Annotated in this window: 17 protein-coding genes; 8 read left to right on the top strand and 9 right to left on the bottom strand. The window is 64.2% G+C overall.

Annotated features, from left to right (window positions below):
- The first annotated feature begins 205 nt into the window (after window positions 1-205).
- Window positions 206-1153, top strand: coding sequence for a LysR family transcriptional regulator (locus GDR53_RS06425; protein WP_193337243.1), 948 nt, complete (start codon window positions 206-208; stop codon window positions 1151-1153).
- Between the two features lie 12 nt (window positions 1154-1165).
- Here the strand turns inward: GDR53_RS06425 and GDR53_RS06420 are convergent, their stop codons facing one another.
- Entirely contained in the window at window positions 1166-2536 is a 1371-nt protein-coding gene (locus GDR53_RS06420; protein WP_193337242.1) for an HD-GYP domain-containing protein, read from the bottom strand.
- Window positions 2537-2580: 44 nt separating this feature from the next.
- Window positions 2581-3618: a LacI family DNA-binding transcriptional regulator gene (locus GDR53_RS06415; protein ID WP_193337241.1), complete on the bottom strand. Its 1038-nt coding sequence runs from the start codon at window positions 3616-3618 to the stop codon at window positions 2581-2583.
- Between the two features lie 121 nt (window positions 3619-3739).
- On the opposite strand from GDR53_RS06415, the gene GDR53_RS06410 reads away from it, so the two are divergent.
- The 6 genes from GDR53_RS06410 to GDR53_RS06385 all read left to right on the top strand — a co-directional run bounded on the left by GDR53_RS06410 (window position 3740) and on the right by GDR53_RS06385 (window position 10155).
- Window positions 3740-4699, top strand: a complete 960-nt coding sequence (locus tag GDR53_RS06410) for a glycoside hydrolase family protein (RefSeq protein WP_193337240.1) — start codon at window positions 3740-3742, stop codon at window positions 4697-4699.
- The gene (locus GDR53_RS06405) at window positions 4696-5853 is read left to right on the top strand and encodes a serine hydrolase domain-containing protein (RefSeq protein ID WP_193337239.1); all 1158 of its coding nucleotides are present in this window, start codon (window positions 4696-4698) and stop codon (window positions 5851-5853) included. The genes GDR53_RS06410 and GDR53_RS06405 overlap by 4 nt, the downstream gene beginning before the upstream one ends.
- 107 nt (window positions 5854-5960) lie before the next feature.
- Window positions 5961-7262: an ABC transporter substrate-binding protein gene (locus GDR53_RS06400; RefSeq protein WP_210321405.1), complete on the top strand. Its 1302-nt coding sequence runs from the start codon at window positions 5961-5963 to the stop codon at window positions 7260-7262.
- 33 nt (window positions 7263-7295) lie between these two features.
- Entirely contained in the window at window positions 7296-8231 is a 936-nt protein-coding gene (locus GDR53_RS06395; protein ID WP_193337238.1) for a carbohydrate ABC transporter permease, read from the top strand.
- A complete protein-coding gene (locus GDR53_RS06390) occupies window positions 8228-9052 on the top strand; it encodes a carbohydrate ABC transporter permease (protein WP_193337237.1) in 825 nt (274 codons plus the stop codon). The genes GDR53_RS06395 and GDR53_RS06390 overlap by 4 nt, the downstream gene beginning before the upstream one ends.
- Before the next feature lie 14 nt (window positions 9053-9066).
- A complete protein-coding gene (locus GDR53_RS06385) occupies window positions 9067-10155 on the top strand; it encodes an ABC transporter ATP-binding protein (protein ID WP_193337236.1) in 1089 nt (362 codons plus the stop codon).
- A gap of 34 nt (window positions 10156-10189) precedes the next feature.
- Here the strand turns inward: GDR53_RS06385 and GDR53_RS06380 are convergent, their stop codons facing one another.
- The 3 genes from GDR53_RS06380 to GDR53_RS06370 form a co-directional block, all read right to left on the bottom strand.
- Window positions 10190-10963, bottom strand: coding sequence for an ATP-binding cassette domain-containing protein (locus tag GDR53_RS06380; RefSeq protein WP_193337235.1), 774 nt, complete (start codon window positions 10961-10963; stop codon window positions 10190-10192).
- Window positions 10963-12018, bottom strand: coding sequence for an ABC transporter permease (locus tag GDR53_RS06375; protein WP_193337234.1), 1056 nt, complete (start codon window positions 12016-12018; stop codon window positions 10963-10965). The genes GDR53_RS06380 and GDR53_RS06375 overlap by 1 nt, the downstream gene beginning before the upstream one ends.
- 79 nt (window positions 12019-12097) lie before the next feature.
- On the bottom strand, window positions 12098-13114 hold the full coding sequence (locus GDR53_RS06370) for a sugar ABC transporter substrate-binding protein (protein ID WP_408639787.1): 1017 nt from the start codon (window positions 13112-13114) through the stop codon (window positions 12098-12100).
- A gap of 174 nt (window positions 13115-13288) precedes the next feature.
- Here GDR53_RS06370 and GDR53_RS06365 point away from each other — a divergent pair, with 174 nt between their 5' ends.
- Window positions 13289-14485 (top strand): ROK family transcriptional regulator, encoded by a 1197-nt coding sequence (locus tag GDR53_RS06365; RefSeq protein WP_193337232.1) that lies wholly within the window; start codon window positions 13289-13291, stop codon window positions 14483-14485.
- On the opposite strand, the gene GDR53_RS06360 is transcribed toward GDR53_RS06365, so the two are convergent.
- From GDR53_RS06360 to GDR53_RS06345, 4 genes are read right to left on the bottom strand one after another with little or no spacing between them, the layout of a single operon-like run.
- Window positions 14482-15684 (bottom strand): mandelate racemase/muconate lactonizing enzyme family protein, encoded by a 1203-nt coding sequence (locus tag GDR53_RS06360; protein WP_193337231.1) that lies wholly within the window; start codon window positions 15682-15684, stop codon window positions 14482-14484. The two genes, GDR53_RS06365 and GDR53_RS06360, sit on opposite strands and share 4 nt — an antisense overlap.
- Window positions 15685-15694: 10 nt before the next feature.
- The gene (locus tag GDR53_RS06355) at window positions 15695-16021 is read right to left on the bottom strand and encodes an NIPSNAP family protein (protein WP_193337996.1); all 327 of its coding nucleotides are present in this window, start codon (window positions 16019-16021) and stop codon (window positions 15695-15697) included.
- A 47-nt stretch (window positions 16022-16068) separates the two neighbouring features.
- Window positions 16069-17430 carry a mandelate racemase/muconate lactonizing enzyme family protein gene (locus GDR53_RS06350; protein ID WP_193337230.1) on the bottom strand — a complete coding sequence of 454 codons (1362 nt, stop codon included), beginning with the start codon at window positions 17428-17430 and terminating at the stop codon, window positions 16069-16071.
- A 32-nt stretch (window positions 17431-17462) separates the two neighbouring features.
- Complete coding sequence (locus GDR53_RS06345; protein ID WP_193337229.1) at window positions 17463-18632, bottom strand: mandelate racemase/muconate lactonizing enzyme family protein; 1170 nt, start codon at window positions 18630-18632, stop codon at window positions 17463-17465.
- Between the last annotated feature and the right edge of the window lie 16 nt (window positions 18633-18648).

The following is an 18648-nucleotide window of genomic DNA, read 5'->3' as shown; positions in this document are numbered from 1 at the left end:
TGCTTGCGCCCCGCCGCGGGGACGGCGCACAAGGTTGAAGTCTAAGACTTGGCGAGGGACGGCAGGGCTGGGGCGTCGCAATGGACATCCCTGGGACATCCTTGCCGCTCGCCGGCGTCTCGAGGCCTCCCCGCCTCGCCATCAATCTGGCATGACGCCGGGCCGGCATTGATGATTACTGCGGGGTTCAGTATAGCATTTTGCTATGAAGCTGAATGAACGCCACTTGATGCAACTGGCAGCGGTTCTTGACGCGGGAGGGGTGTCGGAGGGCGCGGCCATGCTCGGCATGACCCAGTCGGCGGTCAGCCGCTCGCTCTCCATGCTGGAGGCGCGGGTGGGGGCGCCGCTCTTCGTTAAGGGACGCCGGCCGCTGCAGGCCACGCCCCTGGGCGCGCAACTGGCGGTGCATGGAAGGGCCATCGTCACCGCCTCGCGCCGGGCCACCGATGCCGTCCGGGGCCATCTCAAGGGCAGCAGTGGCCTGGTGCGGGTCGGCGGCGTGCCCTTCTTCATGGATGCGCTGATCAGCCAGATGATCGCCCAGTTCCACCGGGAAGAGCCCGAGATCACCGTGCAGCAGAGCTATGGCAATCTGCCCGACCTGGTATCGGCGCTGGACGCCAGGCTGATCGATATCGGCATCGTTCCCATTGGTTCGGCCCATCCGGGCCCGGCCTACGAATTCATCGAAATCCTGCCCGGCCGCAATGTCGTGGCCTGCCGGACGGGTCACCCCCTGCTGCGCCTCCCCCAGGCCCAGGCGAACGATCTGGCCGGTTACCCCTGGATCGCGCCGCTGCCCGGCTCGCCGCTGATGACCGACCTGCAGATGATCCTGCTCAGCATCGGCATTTCCGAGCTCAATATCCGCTATGCCGGCGGCTCGCTGATGAGTGTGGTCAATTTCCTGGCTGATTCAGATGCGCTGGCGGTGCTGCCGTTCTCCGTGGTTTTCGCGCTGCGCCAGGACAACCGGGTCACCACGCTCCCCTTCGCCATTCCCCAGCCAGACCGCTCGCTGGGCATTCTCCGCCGGCTTGATGGGCCGCGCGCACCGGCGGCCGAGCGCTTCGTCCAGCACGTGATTGCCGTCTTCGATGTGCTCAAGCATACCATTCAACGCCACGAAAACGCCGTCACCTGGAGCTGACGGCCGGAAGCCTCAGGCGGCCTTCTCATCGGTCGGGTCGGCAATGTGTTCAAGGTGGACAAAACCGCGCTGCAGGGCGGCGAAGACCTTGGGGTCGATCGCCTTGTCCAGATCGCGCTGCATGATGTCAAAGGCAGTGTGCACGGGCATGGCCTTCCGGTAGGGCCGGTCCGCAGTCAAGGCGTCGAAGATGTCGGCGGCGGTGATGATCCTTGTGTCGAGATCGATCGCGGCCTCCGCCAGGCCATTGGGATAGCCCTGGCCGTCGAGACGCTCATGGTGGTCGCCGGCAATACTGGCCATGTCGCTGAAGGCCGATATCTTGGACAGGATCTGTCGCCCCAACTCGGGATGGCGGCGGATCTCAGCCCATTCCTCCTCGTCCGGCTTGCCGTTCTTGTCGAGAATGGTGTTGGAGACGCCCAGCTTGCCGATGTCATGCAGCAGGGCCGCACGCTTGAGCCAGCGCCGCCGCTCGGGCGCATAGCCGAGCTCTTCGGCAATGAGATCGGCGAACAGGGCGACCCGATCGCTGTGGCCCGCGGTAAAGGGGCTCTTGGCATCGACCACCTGGGCAAATCCGACGGCAATATCGTCGAGATAATCGTCATCAACCCGGCGAACCATGGCGAGGGGTTCAAGCCGGGCGACCCGCTGGTCGAGATCGTTGGCCCGCAGCGTCGACCAGAATTGCGCGTCATCGGCGAATTCAACGAGAACGTCGACCAGCGTTGGGTCAAACCAGCGCCCGCTGCGCTCGGTGACCTCGCGCATGACACCGGCCACACCGGTGCGCATGAAAAACACGTCGCTGACCTGGGCCAGCAGCGCGATGCGGGCAAAGAGCGAAATGTCGTCGCCGGCGCGGTTCAGCGGCTGGCCGGTGCCGTCCCAATGTTCATCGAGGTCGAGGATGCCGTCTGCGACGGCCTGGGAAAAGCGCATGCTGCGCGCGATCTCGGCGCCGCGCTGGCAGCGCGTCTCGATCAGCTCGCGCGAGATTTCCCCGCCATTGCGGGCAATGTTGACCAGTGTCTGCAGCCGCTCGACAAAGCCTGACTTCTTGGCCGTATTGGCCAGCAGAAAGCGCAATATCTCGGGCAGCTTGGTGTCGACCGCCTTGTAGGCATGCTTGAAGCTGAGATCGTCCGCCAGATAGAGCTGGCAGATGCGGGCGGCGTTCGAACTGCAGCCGATGTCCTTGAGCAGCAAGGTGTAATAGAGGTCGGACAGGGCCTCGTCATCCAGCCCGATGCGCTTGCCGATATGCATGCCGATCCAGCAGCAGCGCAGGCTGTGCCCGACCGGCTGACCTTCGGTGATGTCCAGCGCATAACTGAGCGCGCCGAGAACTTCCGACAGCGCGACGACGTTCTGCGACATGGCATGCCTCCTTCCGAAGCTGCCGCACTATAGGGTTGAGACTATTAACGCTGCCTCACCCCGCCCTGGGGCTCGCGCAGCGACCCGCGGATAACCGCGGGCATGGGGATCAAGGCTTCCCCGCTGGTCTGGCGATCGAGCAGCATTTCCACGGCCCGCCGTCCCATGGCCTCATGCGGCAGGGCGATCGTGGTCAGCCCCGGCCGCAGATAGGACGCCAGTTCGTCATTGTCGAAGGACACCAGCGACACGTCACCGGGAATGCTCAGCCCTGCCTCGCCCAGTGCCTGATAGGCGCCGAAGGCCAGCCGATCATTGAGGCAGAGGATCGCCTTGGGGCGGTGCTTTTTCAGCAGTGCCGCGATGAGATCATAGCCCGGCGCGGGCTCCCAGTTCCAGCAGCTGAGCTCGGCATCGAAGGCCAGCCCTGCCGCACTCATGGCATCCCGGACGCCGGCAATGCGCCGCGAAATCGCTTCCGAGCGAAACAGCCCCTGCTCCTCATTGCTGTTGTGACCCAGCAGCACGATGCCGTCGACGATCCCGGTGCCCAGCAGCAGCCGGACCGCGGTGCGGCCGCCCTCATACTCGTCGGGCAGCACTGCGACAGGAAAGCGGGCGCTGGTGCCGTTCAGCATGACGATCGGGACATTGACCGAGATATCGGGCACGAAAACCTCGCGGGCGCGCATGGCGGCAAAGATCAGCCCGTCCACCTGCCGGTCGAGGGCGGCCTCGACCGCCTCGATCTCGCGCGCCGGCTCGCCGCCGGTTTCCAGCACCATCATCACATGCTTGGCATCTTCGGCCGCCGCCAGCGCGCCGCGGATCAGGCCGCTGGCAAAACGCGTGGTGGCAACATAGTCTGAAATCAGCGCGATCGAACGCGACTTGTCCGTGCGCAGGGCCCGGGCGGCGACATTGGGGCGATAGCCCAGGCTGGCGGCGGCGGCATGGACCTTGGCATGGGCATCGGCGGACAGCCGCGTATCCGGCCGGCCCGTCATGATCATGGAGGCGGCGGATGTGGACAGGCCCGCCAGTCGGGCGACGTCCGCCAAGGTAACGCGTTTTTTTCGCAATGCCGGTTTCCCTCGCTTTCGGACGCGGCGCGCCTGCTTGATCTTGGATAGTCACACCGCCGCAACTTGACAACAGAGCAAAGCCGTTGCATTCGCTAAATGGTTTTAGCAGGGGATATTGATGGGTTTCAACCTGAGCGATCACTGGGTTTGGGATTTCTGGCTGGCCGATGACGGCGCCCGGTATCACCTGTTCTATCTGCATGCGCCCAAATCCCTGGGCAATCCCGATCTGCGCCATCGCAATGCCCGCATTGGCCACGCCACGTCCAGCGATCTGCGTGAGTGGACCGACCATGGCCGCGCCATGGAGGCGGGCGAACCGGGCAGCTTCGATGGCAGTGCCACCTGGACCGGCAGCATCGTCCACGCCCCCGATGGCCAGTGGAAAATGTTCTATACCGGCTCACGTTTTCTGTCGGCCGACAGCAATGCCAATATCGAGACCGTCGGGGTCGCCACCTCGCCGGACCTGTTTGTCTGGACCAAGCAGGCGGGGCCCCTCTGCGCGGCCGATCCGCGCTGGTATGAAACGCTCGGCACCTCGACCTGGCCGGAAGAAGCCTGGCGCGATCCCTGGATCTTCTGGCGGCAGGACGACCAGCTTTGGCACATGCTGATCACCGCGCGCAGCAAGACCGGTACCGAGCCCGATCGCGGGGTCATGGCGCACGCCACCTCACCCGACCTGAAGACCTGGACCGTCCGCGAGCCGCTGAGCCAGCCTGGCGCCGGCTTTGCCCATCTTGAAGTGTTTCAGGTGGTCAGGGTTGGTGGCCGCAACCATCTCGTCTTCTGCTGCGATACCGCCAAGTTGGTCGGTCCGCGCCTGGGGCAGGTGGGTGGCGTCTGGAGCCTGCCCGTCGGCGACATGCCCGGGCAGGTGGATTTCCACCAGGCCCGGCTGCTGGTCGATGAACGCCTTTATGCCGGTCGCATCGCCATCGATCGCGCGGGCGCGCCCTGGCTGCTGGCCTTCAACAATATCAGCGCCGATGGCGCCTTTGTTGGCGGGATCAGCGACCCGCTCGCGGTCCATGTCGATCAGGATGGCTATCTTGCCGTGGAGGAGCGCGCGTGAGCGTTCAGCTGATGGGCTCGGCCGAGCCCGGTTTCGAGGCGGTGGCTGTGGCGTTCGAGGCCGGCTTCGAGGGACGGCCCGCTATGGGCGCCGCGCTGCATGTCGTCGTCGACGGCCAGAGCGTGGTCAATCTATGGGCCGGCACTGCCGACCAGCGCACTGGACGCGCCTGGGCTGCCGATACGCCATCGGTGATCTTTTCCTGCACCAAGGGACTGGTCTCCATCCTGGCGGCGCGCCTGGTGCAGGAGGGGCGGCTCGACTATGACGCGCCGGTCAGCCGCTACTGGCCCGAATTTGCCGCTGCCGGCAAATCGACGGTGACGGTAGGGCAGGCGCTGGCCCATCAGGCGGGCCTGAGCGCGCCGCGCGCGGACCTGAGCGAAGACGATATTGTCGACTGGGACCGCATGGTCAGCCTGCTGGCTGCCCAGGAGCCGCTTTGGGAACCAGGCAGCGGCTACGCCTATCATGCGCTGACTCATGGCTGGGTGGCAGGCGAGATCGTCCGCCGGGTCACTGGCCTGTCGGTGGGCCAATATTTTGAAGAGCTGATCACCAAGCCACTGGGCGTTGACGCCTGGATCGGCCTGCCTGAGGCCCTGGCCGATCGCGCCGCGCATCTGCAGGTCAGCCCGCCGCTCTCGGCGCTCTGGGCCGACGAGGCCGCCAAGCCTGGCCCCAACTGGCCCTACAAGGCCATGACGCTGGGCCATGCCCTGCCGGCCGATCTGGTCACCGCCGATGGCGGCTTCAACAAGCAGCGCACTCGCGCCGCCGAAATCCCCGGCGCCGGCGGCCTGGCCAGTGCCGAAGCCCTGGCCACCATCTGGTCGGCGACGGTAGCGCCCACCCGCGGTGTCCGCCTGCTCGAGCCCGAGGTCATTGCCGCGGCAACCCGCACCCGCAGCAGCGGGGTTTCCGTGTTCGGCGGAGAGCCGCCTTATTCGCGCTGGGGCTGCGGCTTTCAGCTTGATTCCGAGGCGCGGCGCTATCTGTCGGATGGCTGCTTCGGCCACGACGGTGCCGGCGGTCAGGTCGGCTTTGCCGATCCGGTCCGTCGCGTCGGCTTCGGCTATGTCGCCAATTGGATGATGGGACCCGAAGACCTGCGGGCCACCCGCATCCTCGACGCCCTGCGGCCCTTGCTGTAGCGGGCTTGTTGACTCAAGGCCATATTGACAGCCACCAGCGTCCATGTGCTAAATCCATTTAGCAGACGGAAAGATCCACTGCACACCCCGCCCCGGAGGAGGTAATCTTGAAATCCCATTCGCGCCACGCGCTTCGCATCGCCCTGACCCTGTCGGTTGCCGCCACGGCCGGTGCCGCCATCGCCGCCCCCAGCTGCGGCACCGATCCGGTCGCCCTCAATGCCTATTTTGAAACCGGCTTCCCGCTGCCTACGGAGCTGTCGACAGAATTCACCCGGCAGTTCCCCAATGTCACGTTTGAGATCCGGGAAGACCAGTTCGCCAATATGATGGAGAACTCGCCGCGTATCCTCTCCGAGGACAATGCGCCCGACCTGCTCCGGCTGCCGTCGCTGACCGACCTTGTGGCCAACGATCTGCTGCTCAATCTGGACACCTATTATGCCGAACTGGGCTGGGATCAGTTCCCCGCCGGCCAGTTGGTGCAGCTGCGTGTCGAGCCAGGCGGGCGCCCGCGCGGCACCGGCTCGCTCTATGCCATGGGCCTGAACTATTCCATGACCGGCGTCTTCTACAACAAGGCGCTCGCCGAGCAGATCGGCATGACCGAAGCCCCCAAGACGGTGGCCGAGCTCGATGCGCTGCTGGCCAAGGCCAAGGAAGCCGGCATCCTGCCCATCATGCAGTGGAACAAGGGCACCGGCGGCTTTGCCTTCCCGCTGCAGAACCTGATGGGCGCCTATGGCGCGCCCGAGCCGATCAACGACTGGATTTTCCAGAAGGACGGCGCCACCATCAATACGCCGGAAAACCTCGAGGCTGCCCAGCACCTCGAAAGCTGGATCAAGGAAGGCTACTTCCCCACCGACGCCAATGCCATCGAGTACTTCCAGATGATGAGCCGCTTCATCGGCGGCGAAGGTCTGTTCATGTTCAACGGCGACTGGGAATCCGGCAATCTCGACAAGAATGCTGCCGGCCAGTTCGGCTTTTTCATCATGCCCACGGAGGAGGCCGGTGGCCGCCACGCCACCATGTCCTCGCCGCTGACCTTCGGCATCAGTGCCAAGGCGGCCAATGCTGACTGCGCCGCCTTCTTCCTCGATTGGGTGGCCCGCAACGAGGAAGCCCGCAAGATCAACGTTGCCGTGGGTGGCTCCAATCCAGGCGGTCCGGCCGATCTGGCCATTCCCGCCGTCGAGCCCGGCTCGGTGACCGAGTCTTCGCTGGCCGCTGGCAATATGCTGGCCCAGGACAATGGCGCCATGGATTTCATCGCCAATGCCACTGGCGCCATCTTCTCTGCCGGCTGGACGCCGGAGCTGCAGAAGATGGTGGGTGGTCAGCAAACCCCCGAAGGCTTGCTCGAAGCCGTGCAGCAGGAATACGAAAGCCAGCTGTCGCGCTAGCATACGCCCACCGCGCTTCGACCGGAATGAACCATGACCGAACCCCAAACTACCGTTCCGGCCGCGACGCGGCAGATTCAGCGGCTTCCCCGTAACCGGGGGAGCCGCAACAGCAAGCTGACCGCCTGGCTGTTCATTGCCCCCGCTTTCCTGGCCTATGCCACCTTCGTCCTGGTGCCGCTGGGCATGAGCTTTTACTATTCCTTTCTGCGCTGGGACGGCATCGGCAAGGCGACGTTCCACGGCATGACCAACTATATCACCGTGCTGACCGACGCCGATCTGCTGCAGATCATCGGCAACGCCTTCCAGCTGGTGGCCTATTTCACCCTGATCCCGGTGGGGCTGGGCCTGGCCATTGCCTCGGCCATCCGCGGCCAGATGGCCGGCACCTTCGGCACGGTCACGCGCACCATTTTCTTCCTGCCCCAGGTCATTCCGCTGGTCGCGGCCGGCATTGCCTGGAGCTGGATGTTTGCCTCCACCGGCGTCGTCAACCAGGGGCTCAAGGCCATTGGCCTCTCGAGCTGGACCCGCGGCTGGCTCGGCGATTTCGTCTGGGCTTTGCCGGCGGTGGGCGTCATCGGAGCGTGGGTGCTGCTGGGCCTCTGCATCATGCTGCTGGTGACCGGCATCGCCAAGATCGACCCCAGCCTTTACGAGGCGGCCCGGCTTGACGGCGCCCGTCCCTGGCACGAATTCCGCTATGTCACCCTGCCGGGCCTGCGCCAGGAAATCGGCGTCTGCGTGACCCTGACCATCATCGCGGCGCTGGCCAGTTTCGACATCGTCTATATCGCCACCCAGGGCGGGCCGGGCATTACCACCACGGTGCCGGGGCTCGAAATCTATCGCCTGGCTTTTGCCCACCGCCAGGTCGGGCTGGCCTCCGCGCTGGCCATTGTGCTGATGGTGCTGGTCCTGGTGTCGATCGCTCCGGTGCAGTGGCTCACGCGAGACAAGAAATGAAGATGCTCTCGTCCAAGACGCTCCTGGCGCGCCTGCTGATCGTCGTCCTGATGCTGGTCACCGTGCTGCCGTTTCTGAGCATGCTCTCGGCGGCGCTGGCGCCGTCTGGCACCTATCCCAACGGCCTGCAATGGCCGGCTGATCCGCAGTGGGGCAACTTCGTCAAAGCCTTCGAAGTGGCCCGGATGGATCAGCTGCTGATCTCCAGTTCGCTGATCGTGCTCGGCGTGGTGCCGCTCTCGGTGCTGATCGCCACGATGGCCGGCTACGGCTTGGCCAAGCTCACCACCGATCGCTACAAGTGGCTCTATCTGGTCTTCGTCTTCGGCCTGACGCTGCCCTTTGAGGCCGTGATCACCCCGCTCTATTACGAAGTGCGGGCCATGGGCCTGCTCAATACGCGCTTTGCCATCATCCTGCCCCTGATCGGTCTCTACATGCCCTTTGGCGTCTACTGGATGCGCGCGCATTTCCTCAACGTGCCCAATGACCTCAGCGAAGCTGCCCAGCTCGATGGCGCCACCCGCTGGAAGGAATTCCTGCTGGTGCAGGTGCCGCTGGCGCGCCCGGCGATCATGTCGCTGGCCATCCTGCTGTTCCTGTGGACCTGGAACCAGTTCCTGCTGCCCGTCGTGCTGGTGCAGGACCCCATGCAGCGCACCATGGCTGGCGCGCTCGGCGCGTTCCAGGGCCAGTGGGGCACCGATATCCCGCTGCTCTGCGCCGGCTCGCTGCTCATTCTGACACCCACCGTGGTGATCTTCCTGCTGTTCCAGCGCCAATTCGTCGCCGCCCTGATGCAGGGCGCGGTGAAGGGCTAATCCGGAGACATTTCATGTCACAACTCACCCTGCGCTCGGTTCACAAGCACTATGGCGAAGTCGAGGTCATCAAGGGCATCGACCTCGATATCGCCCATGGCGAATTTGTCGTCTTTGTCGGCCCCTCGGGTTGCGGCAAGTCCACCCTGCTGCGCATGATTGCCGGCCTCGAGGACATTTCGAGCGGCGAGGTCACCATTGGCGATCGCGTCGTCAATGACGTCGAGCCGCGCGATCGCGGCGTCGCCATGGTGTTCCAGTCCTATGCGCTCTATCCGCATATGAGCGTCTACGACAATGTCGGTTTTGGCCTAAAGCTGGCCGGTACCCCCAAGGACGTGCGCGACCGCAAGATCCGCGACGTGGCCAAGGTGCTGCAGATGGAGCATCTGCTTGATCGCAAGCCTGCCCAGCTCTCGGGCGGCCAGCGCCAGCGCGTTGCAATCGGTCGGGCCATCGTGCGCGAGCCCGATGTCTTCCTGTTCGACGAGCCGCTATCCAACCTCGACGCTGCCCTGCGCGTCGACATGCGCATGGAACTGGCCCGCCTGCATCACGAGCTGGGCGCAACGATGATTTACGTCACCCATGATCAGGTCGAGGCGATGACGCTGGCCGACAAGATCGTGGTGCTCAATGGCGGCGTGCTGCAGCAGGTCGGCTCCCCGCTCGATCTCTACAACAACCCCGCCAACCTCTTCGTCGCCGGCTTCATCGGCTCGCCCAAGATGAACTTTATCACCGGGACCGTGCAGGCGATCACTGCCGACTTGGCCCAGGTGACGACGCGGGATGCCAGCATGGTCCTGGGCGTTCCCGCGACCGGGCTGTCGGTCGGGCAGGCGATCACCATCGGCCTCCGGCCCCACGGCCTGCTGGTCGATCCGCAGGGCCCGCTGCGCGGCACGGTCCAACTCGTTGAGTCACTGGGCAATGAAACCGTCGTTCGCGTTGCGCTGACCGATGGCACCGAGGTCACCGCCGCACTGCCCGGCCAGAGCCACCTGGTGAAGGGGTCGCCGATCCAGCTGGGCTTCGCCCCCGAGGCCTGTCATGTCTTTGACGAACAGGGCCAGCGGCCGGCTCCTGCAGCCGGCAGCTAACCGGGGCGATCGGCGCCGCAATCGCCCCTCAGATCTAGGCTGCCGTCAGAACTGGTGCCTCCTTGGCGCCGGTCATGAAGGCCACGGCATCGGACATGGTATAGTCCTTGGGATCGATCACGCAGAGGCGTCGTCCGAGCCGGTGCACATGCACGCGATCGGCGACCTCGAAGACATGCGGCATGTTGTGGCTGATCAGGACGATGGAGATGCCGCGCGCGCGCACGTCCTGGATCAGGTCCAGCACGCGCCGCGATTCCTTGACCCCGAGCGCCGCCGTTGGTTCGTCGAGGATGATCACCTTGCTGCCAAAGGCCGCCGCCCGCGCCACGGCCACGCCCTGGCGCTGGCCACCCGACAGTGTTTCCACCGTCTGGTTGATGTTCTGGATCGTGCTCAGGCCCAGGTCGCTGAGTTTCTCGCGCGCAATGCGCTCCATTCTGGGCCGGTCGAGCTGGCGGAACAGGCTCCCCGCAATACCCGGCTTGCGCAGTTCGCGCCCCATGAACATGTTGTCGGCGATAGACAGGGCCGGTGACATGGCCAGGGTCTGGTACACCGTTTCAACCCCTGCATGCCGCGCGGCAATGGGCGAGCTGAAATTCACCAGTTGCCCATCGAGGAAGATCTCGCCGCTATCGGGCGCAATGGCGCCCGACATGGCCTTGATCAGCGAAGACTTGCCGGCGCCGTTATCGCCGATGACCGCGAGGATTTCTCCCTTCATCAGGTCGAAGTCGCAATTGTCGAGCGCGGTGACGCGGCCATAGCGCTTGGACAGGTTGCGCGCCTTGAGAATGGGTTCCATCAGACTGATACCTTCCTGATCCACTGGTCCACGGCCACTGCGGCGATGATGAGCGCGCCGATCAGCAGGTAGGTCCATTGCGCATCCGCGCCGAGCAGGCGCAGGCCGAGCGAGAAGACGCCCACGATCAGCGCGCCGAACAGCATGCCCAGGATCGAGCCGCGGCCGCCGAACAGCGAGATGCCCCCGATCACCACGGCCGTGATGCTTTCGATATTGGCCGACTGGCCCGAGGTCGGCGAAACCGAGCCGATGCGGCCGATCAGGGCCCAGCCGGCAAAGGCGCAGATCAGCCCCGACAGCATGTAGACCGAGATCAGGATGCGCTTGGTATTGACGCCCGACAGCTCCGCCGCATCCGGATCGTCGCCCACGGCATAGACGTGGCGTCCCCAGGCGGTATGGCGCAGCACATAGGCCAGCAGCAGCACCAGCAGCACGAAGAAGATCACGCCATAGGTAAAGACCGCGCCGCCGATACTGATCGATCGCCCGAAGAACTGCAGCAGCGGCGCCTGGGTTTCGATTTCCTGGGCGCGGATGGTCTCATTGCCCGAATAGAGGAAGTTGGAGGCCAGCGCGATCTGCCAGACGCCCAGCGTCACGATGAAGGGCGGCAGCTTGATGCGCGCGATGAGCCAACCATTGATGAAGCCGACAAAGGTGCCCACCATCAGCCCGATGCCGATGGCGACTGCCGGCGGCAGGCCATAGCGGAAGGTGAACTGGCCCATGATGACCGAGCTCAGCACCATGATGGCGCCCACCGACAGGTCGATGCCCGCGGTCAGGATCACCAGCGACTGCGCCGCCCCGACAATGCCGACAATGGCCACCTGCTGCAGGATCAGCGTCAGCGCGAAGGACGAGAAGAACTTCGATCCCAGCAGGCTGCCGAACAGGGCGATCGACAGCACCAGCACGATCAGCGGCACCAGAGCGGGGGTGCTGTGCAGGGCATGCTGCACCCGGGACAGCAATCCGCGCGGTTGATGGTCGAATACGGCGACAGCATCGCGCGCGACAATGGTCGCGTCCACTTCATGCTCGCTCATGGGTTCTCCTCCCCAGATTGATTGGATGAGGGGCGAACCGGTGGCCCGCCCCTCGTCTTGTCGTGTCAGTCAGGCCGGTTCAGCCCCAGCAGAGCTCGGCGCCCTTGACGCTGTCAATGGACTCAACGCCATCCACAGCCGTGTCGGTCACCAGCGCCACGCCGGTGTCGAAGAAGGCCTTGCCTTCGGTGGGGGCCGGCTTTGCGCCTGTGTCAGCCCAGGCCTTGATGGCCTCGACGCCCAGGGCCGCCATCTGCAGCGGGTACTGCTGCGAGGTGGCGCCGATGACGCCGTCCTTGACGTTAGCGACGCCTGGGCAACCGCCGTCGACCGAGACGATCAGCACGTCGGCTTCGCGACCGATCGACTTGAGCGCTTCATAGGCGCCGGCCGCGGCCGGCTCGTTGATGGTGTAGACGACGTTGATCGAGGGATCCTTGGCGAGGAGGTTTTCCATGGCCTTGCGGCCGCCTTCCTCATTGCCGGCGGTCACGTCATGGCCGACGATGCGCGGATCGGTCTCGTCGCCCCACTTGTCCGGATCACCCAGCTCGATGCCGAAGCCCTGCAGGAAGCCCTGGTCGCGCAGCACGTCGACGGTCGGCTGACTGATGGCCAGGTCGAGCATGGCGATCTTGGCATTGGCGGCTTCGGCGCCAAGCTTGCCGGCGGCCCACTTGCCGATCAGTTCACCGGCAAGGAAATTGTCGGTGGCAAAGGTCGCGTCGGCCGCATCGGCCGGGGTGAGCGGGGTATCAAGCGCAATCACCAGCAGGCCGGCATCGCGCGCCTGCTTCACCGATTGGGCAATGGCCGAGGTGTCCGAGGCGGTGATCAGAATGCCCTTGGCGCCGTCGGCAATGCAGGTCTCGATGGCCGCGACCTGGGTTTCGTGATCGCCGTCAATCTTGCCGGCATAGGACTTGAGCGTGATGCCCAGTTCCGCGGCCTTGGCCTCGGCGCCTTCACGCATTTTCACGAAGAATGGATTGGTATCGGTCTTTGTGATCAGGCAGGCCGAAACCGCGTCCTGCGCGATGGTCGGTGCCGACATGACAGCAAGGCACAGTGCTGTGCTCAAAAGCAGCTTGTTCAAGATTCTCTCCCTTGTCCGCAGCGGATCGGGCTCCTCCCAGGTCCGTCTGTCGTTCGATGACGCGCTTATCGTGGCCAGTTCCATCTGCCCCGTCAATATATAAATCTACTTTATTTATTTATTCGCGGTTGGGCATCTTTCCGCCCGCATCGGCAGTCTCTAAGGTGCGGCGCCATGAGACCTGCAATCATTCGAAGCCTCAGTACCGGCGTCAACCAGAGTGGCGTGCGCGACTACAACGAGCGCCTGCTGCTGACCCTGCTGCAGCGCAACGGCCCGACCGCCGGCAGCGATCTTGCGCGCATGGCCAACCTGTCGCCGCAGACCGTTTCCATCATTCTGCGCGAGATGGAGGCGGAGGGACTGCTCAGCCGCGGCACGCCGGTAAAGGGCAAGGTCGGCAAGCCATCCGTGCCGATGGGCCTGGCCGAAGGCGGCGTGCTGTCCTTTGGCTGCAAGGTCGGCCGACGCAGCGCCGTGCTCTTGCTGGCCGACTTCCGCGGCACCGTCCGCCATGAAATGCAGCTCACCTACAAGTATCCCATGCCAGAGGCGATCCTCGACTTTCTGCGGACCGGCATTACAGACATCCTCAGCCGCTGCACGCCAGCCGAACAGTCCCGCATCTGCGGCATCGGCATCGGCCTGCCCTTCGAACTGTGGAAGTGGAATGAGCTGGTCGGCGCCCCCGCGGCGGAGTTCTCCTCCTGGCAGGATGTCGATTTCGTCGGCGCGCTGGCCGATTTCACCGACCTGCCCGTCAGCATCGTCAACGACGCCACCGCCGGTTGCCAGGCCGAGCATATCTATGGTCGCGGCAAGGAATTTCGCGACTATGCCTATTTCTTCGTTGGTGCCTTTATCGGTGGCGGCGTGGTGCTCAATCACTCGGTCTATCAGGGCCACCAGGGCAATGCCGGGGCGCTGGGGTCGCTGCGCAGCGTCGGCCCGCATGGCGAAAGCCAGCAGTTGATCGACACCGCATCCATCCACCTGCTCGAGGCCCGCCTGGCCGAATTCGGCCTCGATCCGCAGGCGCTTTGGGATCAGCCGCAGGACTGGAGCAAGATGGCGCGGTTCGTGGATCCCTGGATCGGCCAGACCGCCCAGGAGTTGGCCAAGGCCAGCCTCTCGGTCTGCGCCGTCATCGATTTCGAGGCCATCATCATCGACGGCGCCTTCCCCAATTCGGTCAAGCACTCTCTGGTCGAGCGCACGCGGCGCTATCTCAGCCACCAGGACATGCGCGGCCTGATCGCGCCGCAGGTCGAAGCCGGCATGGTCGGCGGCAATGCCCGCGCCATCGGCGCCGCAACCAGTCCGCTGTTCGATCGCTATTTCATGAACGGCAGCATGCGGCTGAAGGCTTAGGCGTCGAAAAAGCCCGCATCCTCTTCCCGCAGGTATTTTCGGGCGCCCTCTGCATCGATGTCGAGTCCCAGGCCGGGGCCGGGCAGCAGGTCGATCATCGAATTGGTCACGATGGTCTCGGGCAGGCCAGTGACAATATCGTGCCACCAAGGATCCGACGCGCTGGGATATTCAAAGGCGATGAAGTTGGCCGGCAGGGTGGCGCAGACATTGATCAGCGCGCCCAGGCCCAGCAGGCCATTGGCTGTGCCATGCGGGGCCATCATGATCGAGTGCATATAGGCGTGCTCGGTGATCCATTTGAGCTCGGCAATGCCGCCGACATCGGCCGGGTCCGGCCCGATGACGCGCACGGCCTGGCTTTCGATGAGCTCCTTGAAATTGTGCCGCAGATAGATCTGCTCGCCGGTATGGATCGGCGTCGAGGTCGAGGTGGTCAGCTCGCGATAGGCCTGCGGATTGACCCAGGGCACATAGTCGCCGGTCAGCATGTCCTCGAGCCACATCAGGTCATATTTCTCGACGGCGCGGGCAAAGCGGATGGCGTCGTTGAGGAACCAGCCCGGCCCGCAATCGAGCGCCAGGCTGACCTTGTCGCCCAGCACTTCCTTCATAGCCGCCACGCAATCGAGCATGTGGTTGAAGCCGCGCTCGGAGATCTGCCCCTGATCCATGGCGCCGTGATAGCCGGCATTGTCCTGCCGCAGGCCATAGTGAAAGTCGGGAATGGCATCCTTCATGTTGGAGTGAAAGCTGATGCCCTGCTTGACCATGAAGAAGTTCTGGGGCTGCTCCATCATCCATTTGACGTCGGCGGCATAGTCCTCCGGCCGGTCGCCGCTGCGCTTGCGCCGGATGGAGCCGTTATAGACCCGCACCTGGTCGCGCACCTTGCCGCCCAGCAGCTTGTAGGCGGGAACGTTGGCCGCCTTGCCGGCAATGTCCCACAGCGCATGCTCGATGGCCGAGACGGCGGCGCCATATGGCTTGAAGCTGCCGCGCTGGCGGATCTTGAGCATGCAGCGCTCGACATCGATGGGGTCCTGGCCGATCAGCGCCTCGCGGAAATGCAGCACGAAGGGTTTGAGATAGCTCTTGGTGAACTCCACCTCGCCCAGCCCGTACAGACCCTCATCGGTGACGATCCGCACGATGGGATGGCGGCCAATGACGGCGCAGCGCAGGTCGGTGATCTTCATGATGCCCCTCCTATTGCACTGACGAGAAGGCGGTCGGCGCCAGGATCTGGCTGCTGACATTGGCGAGGATCTGACCGTCGGCTTCGGACTCGTCGCGGGCCTTGAGCCAGGCCGGATCGGTGATGAAGGCCTTCCACTTGCTCTCGCGTTCGGCCAGGGATTGCCAGGCCAGGAAATAGGTCAGCCGATTATTGTTTTCGCCGATGACGGTGGTGAAGAACCCGGCCTGCCTGATGCCGTGCCTGTCCCACAGCGCCAGGGTGTGGTCGTTAAAGCGTGCCAGTAGCGCCGGCAGGCGGCCGGGCAGGCAGTCATAGACGCGCATTTCGTAGATCATCATGCTTCCTAAATGTTCGGTTGATTGTCGTCCTGTTCCCGCGCCCGTCAGCTCCAGGTGCGGTCCCAGGAATAGTCGTCGTCCCAGCTTTCGGTCGGCTGCCAGATGCCGGTGACGCCGGGCTGCAGGTGCTGAGCGATGACGTCGTCGACAATATCGTCGATCCCGAGGCCCGGCTTGTCAGGCACGGTGATGAAACCGTCCTGCACCAGCGGCCTGGGCAGGCCGGTGACGATGTCGTCCCACCAGTCCACATCGGCGCTGTGATATTCGAGCGCCATGAAATTCTCCGTGGCCACCGCCACATGGGCGGCGGCCATCGCCGCGATCGGGCTTTCGGCCATGTGGATGGCCATGGCCACGCCATGGTCCTGCGCCATGTCGCCGATCTTCTTGGTTTCAAGTATCCCGCCCGAGGTCAGCAGGTCCGGATGTATGACCGAGACACCGCTACTGCGCAGCAGCGGCTCGAAACCTTCCTTGAGATAGATGTCCTCGCCTGTGCAGATCGGCACCGTGGTGGCGTCCTGCAGCTGACGGTACTGCTCGGTATATTGCCAGGGGATGACGTCCTCGAGCCAGGCCGGCACATATTTCTCGATGCGCCGGGCGAGGCGGATGCCGTTCTGCAGCGAGATATGGCCGACATGGTCGATGGCCAGGGGTATCTCGTAGCCGATGACGTCGCGCACCTCGGCAATATACTGCTCGAGCAGGTCGAGGCCCTTGTCGCTGAAATGAAGGCCCGTAAACGGGTGCCGCACATTGTGCATGTCATAGACGGCGTTGCGGGCGCGGCGGTCTTCCATGGATTTGATCGAACCGCGGCCGGGATGCACGCGATAGCCCTCCAGCGAACCGGCCGGCGCGACCACGGCGCCGGGAATGTCGGCGATCTGCATCAGGCCGAGATCCATCTTGAGAAAGGTGAAACCCATATCCATGCGCGCCTTGAGGCGCTTGCCGGTCTCGGTACCGCTCGGCTTTTCCGCATCGGTGTCGCAATAGATGCGCACCTTGTCGCGGAACTTGCCGCCCAGCATCTGGTAGATGGGCACGCCATAGGCCTTGCCAGCCAGGTCCCACAGCGCGATTTCGAGGCCCGACACGCCGCCGCCCTGCCTGCCATGGCCGCCGAACTGCTTGATGCGGCGGAACAGGCGGTCGATGTCGCAGGGATTTTCGCCCAGCAGCCGGCTCTTGAGCATCAGGGCATAGCTGGCGCTGGCGCCATCGCGCACCTCGCCCAGACCGACCAGGCCCTGATTGGTAAAAACCTTGATCAGCGCCGAGGTGAACGGCGCCCCGACGATCTCGGCAACGCGGATATCGGTGATGCGCAGATCGCTCGGTCGCGACGCCGTGCGCACATTGCTCTCGATGGCTTCTGCAGCTCCATTGGCATCCATGCGGTCCCCCCGGGCTTTGGCCTGCTGTCGTCTCAGTCAATCTCGATCAGGTTGTCCGCCAGATAATCCCGGTTCATCTCGATGCCCAGGCCCGGCGCCTTGTTGAGCTTGAGACTGCCATGGGAATTGTCGAGCGGCTTGTCGATCAGATGGTCGTATTTGCTCAGGTTCCATTCCGAGGTTTCCAGCCGGTAGAAGTTGGGTACCGTCATCATCACCTGCGCGCCGGCCACCACATTGATCGGCCCCGCCGCGTCATGCGGCGAGACCGGGATGTAATAGGCCTCGCACAAGGCCGAAATCTTCTTGAGCTCGGTAATGCCGCCGGTCCAGGTGACGTCGGGCATGATGAAATCGGCCAGCTGGCCTTCCAGCACCGGCACGAAATCCCATTTGGTATGGCCGCGTTCGCCCCAGGAGATCGCCGCGCTGACCTTGTCGCGCACCTGCTTAAGCGCATTCAGACTCTCGGGCGGCACGGGTTCCTCGAACCAGTCGATGTCGCCGGCCTCTTCGAGCGTGCGGCAGAGCCTGATGGCGGTGGGGACGTCGAACCGGCCATGTGCATCGATCAGGATGTCGATGTCGGGACCCGCCGTTTGGCGGATCAGGGCGGTCAGCTCGGCCGCCGCGCGCTCGTCCTTGCGGTTCATCGAGCCATCGAGATAGCCCTCGGACTGTTCGCGGGCGACGCCGTCGCGCCCCTTGGGGCCCTGCTGCGGAAACGGGTCGAACTTGAGCGCCGTGTGGCCCGAGGCAATGATGTCCTCGATCTCCTGCACCACGGCGGCATCGCTGGTGAACTTGCGCTGGTCGGGATGGGTGTAGAGCAGGATATCGTCACGCACCGGCCCGCCGAGTAGTTCATAGATCGGCTGGCCCAGCACCTTGCCGCGAATGTCCCACAGCGCGATGTCGATGGCGCTGACGCATTCCACAGCGGCGCCGCGGCTGCCCATATAGGTGAAGTTGCGGAAGATCTTGTGCCAGATCCGCTCGATATGGGCCGGATCATCGCCTTCGATGATGGTGCTGATCTGGCGGAGCATGACGCAGAGCGCCCGGTTGGCCACATAGGTCGTGCTGGTGATTTCCCCCCAGCCGGTAACGCCCGCATCCGTGGTGACCTCCACGAAGAGGAACTCGCCCCAATAGGAGGCGCTCGATTTGATCAGCCATGGCTTGACGCCGGTAATCTTCATTTCTGTTGCCTTTCAG

Origin of the sequence: Devosia beringensis (genome assembly GCF_014926585.1) — a bacterium.
Lineage (GTDB): Bacteria > Pseudomonadota > Alphaproteobacteria > Rhizobiales > Devosiaceae > Devosia > Devosia beringensis.
The sequence above is the reverse complement of the archived record's forward strand: the minus strand, read 5'-3'. Positions and strand labels throughout refer to the sequence as shown.

Bases quoted from the DNA above. Each gene is read 5' to 3' on its own strand.
- GDR53_RS06425 (WP_193337243.1), top strand. From the start codon at position 206: ATGAAGCTGAATGAACGCCACTTGATGCAACTGGCAGCGGTTCTTGAC.
- GDR53_RS06420 (WP_193337242.1), bottom strand. From the start codon at position 2,536: ATGTCGCAGAACGTCGTCGCGCTGTCGGAAGTTCTCGGCGCGCTCAGT.
- GDR53_RS06410 (WP_193337240.1), top strand. From the start codon at position 3,740: ATGGGTTTCAACCTGAGCGATCACTGGGTTTGGGATTTCTGGCTGGCC.
- GDR53_RS06395 (WP_193337238.1), top strand. From the start codon at position 7,296: ATGACCGAACCCCAAACTACCGTTCCGGCCGCGACGCGGCAGATTCAG.
- GDR53_RS06390 (WP_193337237.1), top strand. From the start codon at position 8,228: ATGAAGATGCTCTCGTCCAAGACGCTCCTGGCGCGCCTGCTGATCGTC.
- GDR53_RS06385 (WP_193337236.1), top strand. From the start codon at position 9,067: ATGTCACAACTCACCCTGCGCTCGGTTCACAAGCACTATGGCGAAGTC.
- GDR53_RS06380 (WP_193337235.1), bottom strand. From the start codon at position 10,963: ATGGAACCCATTCTCAAGGCGCGCAACCTGTCCAAGCGCTATGGCCGC.
- GDR53_RS06375 (WP_193337234.1), bottom strand. From the start codon at position 12,018: ATGAGCGAGCATGAAGTGGACGCGACCATTGTCGCGCGCGATGCTGTC.
- GDR53_RS06365 (WP_193337232.1), top strand. From the start codon at position 13,289: ATGAGACCTGCAATCATTCGAAGCCTCAGTACCGGCGTCAACCAGAGT.
- GDR53_RS06360 (WP_193337231.1), bottom strand. From the start codon at position 15,684: ATGAAGATCACCGACCTGCGCTGCGCCGTCATTGGCCGCCATCCCATC.
- GDR53_RS06355 (WP_193337996.1), bottom strand. From the start codon at position 16,021: ATGATCTACGAAATGCGCGTCTATGACTGCCTGCCCGGCCGCCTGCCG.
- GDR53_RS06350 (WP_193337230.1), bottom strand. From the start codon at position 17,430: ATGGATGCCAATGGAGCTGCAGAAGCCATCGAGAGCAATGTGCGCACG.
- GDR53_RS06345 (WP_193337229.1), bottom strand. From the start codon at position 18,632: ATGAAGATTACCGGCGTCAAGCCATGGCTGATCAAATCGAGCGCCTCC.